Here is a 2506-nt window from a genome sequence, read left to right on the forward strand (position 1 = left end):
GCCCCGGAGCACATGCTCCGGGGCCCTTCTCGGTACGGCAGGAATGCCTCAGACGGTCGTGATGACCTCGTCGTAGGCGAGACGCGGCAGGCGCGGGAACCAGGCGTCCTCGCCCGGCTTGCCGATGTTGACGACCATCAGCAGGCTGTGGTCGCCGTCCAGGAACTCCTTCTCGATGCCCGCGGCGTCGAAGCCGGTCATCGGGCCGGCGGCCAGGCCGGCGGCGCGGACGCCGAGGATGAAGTACGCGGCCTGCAGGGCGGCGTTCAGCGCGGCGGACGACTCACGGACCGGGCGCTCGGAGAAGAAGGCGTCCTTGGCCTGCGGGAAGTGCGGCATCAGGGCCGGGAGCTCCTCGTGGAACTCGTTGTCGGCGGCCAGGATCGCGACCAGCGGGGCGGTGGAGGTCTTCGGCTGGTTGCCCTCGGCCATGTGCTTCACGAGGCGCGCGCGGGCGTCGTCGGAGCGGACCAGGACGACGCGCAGCGGCGACTGGTTGAAGGCGGTCGGGCCGTACTTGACCAGGTCGTAGATCGCCTGGACCTGCTCCTCGGAGACCGGCTCGTCGGTGAAGGTGTTGGCGGTGCGGGCCTCACGGAAGAGGAGGTCCTGGGCGGCGGGGTCAAGAACGAGGGACATCTGGCGAATTACCTTCCGGGCGAATACGGATCAAGCGATACGGCGACCGTAACCGAGAGGTAGGTTAACGTTCAACTAAAACCTGACCTGAGTGATTCACTCCACAATCGTGTGCGAAGTGCGCCCGGCCGCCCCGACTTCTGACGAGGCGCACAACCACCGGGCGCGCCGGAACTATTCCGGGACCGGGCTCAGCCCGCGTCGCCCTGCCCGTCCGGCTGTTCCTTCCCGGGCTGGGCGAGCGCCTCGTCCAGCCGGGCCCGGGCACCCTGCAGCCAGTGCCGGCACACCTTGGCCAGCTCCTCGCCGCGCTCCCACAGCGCGAGCGACTCCTCCAGCGTCGTGCCGCCCGCCTCCAGGCGCCGCACGACCTCGATCAGCTCGTCCCGCGCCTGCTCGTACCCGAGCGTGTCCGTGGCGGCAGGTGCCGTCGTCGCGTCGTCCGTCATGTGATCCACCCTATGTGTGAGGTACGACAACGTGTGAGGTACGACAACCAGGTCCGCGCCGGAACGGCGGGGCGGCGCGTGCGTCATTCGGCCACCCGTACGGTGAACTCGCCCTCCGACACCCGTGCCCGCAGCTCGTCGCCCGGCGCCCCGGCGTCCGCCGGGGAGCGGACCACATGACCGTCCGGCCGCTGCAGCACCGCGTACCCGCGCTCCAGCGTCGCCGCGGGCGACAGCGCGACGACCCGCGCCCGGGTGTGGGCGAGCTCCGAGTCCGCCCGGTCCAGCAGATGGCCCAGCACCCGGCGGCTCCGCCCGGTCAGCGCGTCGACCTCCGCCGCACGCTCGTCCACCATCCGCTGCGGCTGCTGCATGGAGGGCCGGCCGAGCGCATGGGCCAGTCCCCGCTCCTCCCGGTCGAGCAGCCCTCGTACGGTCCGCAGGGCCCGGTCCCGCAGCTGTTGCACCCGGTCCAGCTCCTCGCCCACGTCCGGCACGACCTTCTTCGCCGCGTCGGTCGGCGTGGACGCCCGCAGATCCGCGACCAGGTCGAGCAGCGGGGAGTCCGGCTCGTGCCCGATCGCGGACACCACCGGCTTGCGGCACTCGGCGACCGTACGGATGAGCTGCTCGTCCGAGAACGGCAGCAGGTCCTCCACGCTGCCGCCGCCGCGCGCCACGATGATCACATCGACATCGGGCAGGTTGTCCAGCTCCTTCACCGCCTGGACCACCTGGTTCACCGCGTGCACGCCCTGCACCGCGGTGTTGCGCACCTCGAAACGGACCGCGGGCCAGCGCCGCCGTGCGTTCTCCAGCACGTCGCGCTCGGCCGCCGACGCCCGACCGCAGACCAGACCGATCAGCTGCGGCAGGAACGGCAGCGGCTTCTTCCGGTCCAGGGCGAAGAGCCCCTCCGCGGCCAGGGACTTCTTCAGCTGCTCCAGCCGGACCAGCAGTTCGCCGATGCCGACCGGCCGTATCTCGGTGGCCCGCAGGGACAGCTGGCCGCGGGGCGCGTACCACTCGGGCTTGGCGAGGACGACGACCCGCGCACCCTCCGTCACCACATCCGCGATCCGGTCGAAGACCTGACGGAAGCAGGTCACGCTCACGGAGATGTCGTGCGACGGGTCGCGCAGCGTCAGGAACACCACCCCGGCACCCGGCCGCCGCGACAACTGCGTGATCTGCCCCTCGACCCAGACGGCGCCGAGCCGGTCGATCCATCCCCCGATCAGCCGAGACACCTCGCCGACGGGCAGCGGAGCTTCCGCGGACGTATTGAGAGCCATGCGAGCGAGCGTATCCGCCGCCACGGACAGCTAGTGCCCCTCCCGGCAAGCTTTGCCCCGTCGCACCGCCCGGCACGCGCTCCCCCAAGGCCTCAAGGGCCAGGGGGGACCCCCTTCCGCGTT

General features: G+C 71.2%; 3 protein-coding genes. All 3 read right to left on the bottom strand.

Annotated features, from left to right (window positions below; all coding sequences use genetic code 11):
* Positions 1-48: 48 nt before the first annotated feature.
* Complete coding sequence (locus tag ACFU6I_RS48395; protein ID WP_384380916.1) at positions 49-639, bottom strand: malonic semialdehyde reductase; 591 nt, start codon at positions 637-639, stop codon at positions 49-51.
* 191 nt (positions 640-830) lie between these two features.
* Entirely contained in the window at positions 831-1088 is a 258-nt protein-coding gene (locus ACFU6I_RS48400) for an exodeoxyribonuclease VII small subunit (protein WP_266981993.1), read from the bottom strand.
* 83 nt (positions 1089-1171) lie between these two features.
* On the bottom strand, positions 1172-2383 hold the full coding sequence (xseA, locus tag ACFU6I_RS48405; RefSeq protein ID WP_266981991.1) for an exodeoxyribonuclease VII large subunit: 1212 nt from the start codon (positions 2381-2383) through the stop codon (positions 1172-1174).
* Positions 2384-2506: the final 123 nt, after the last annotated feature.

Source organism: Streptomyces sp. NPDC057486, from assembly GCF_042802415.1.
GTDB lineage: Bacteria > Actinomycetota > Actinomycetes > Streptomycetales > Streptomycetaceae > Streptomyces > Streptomyces yanii.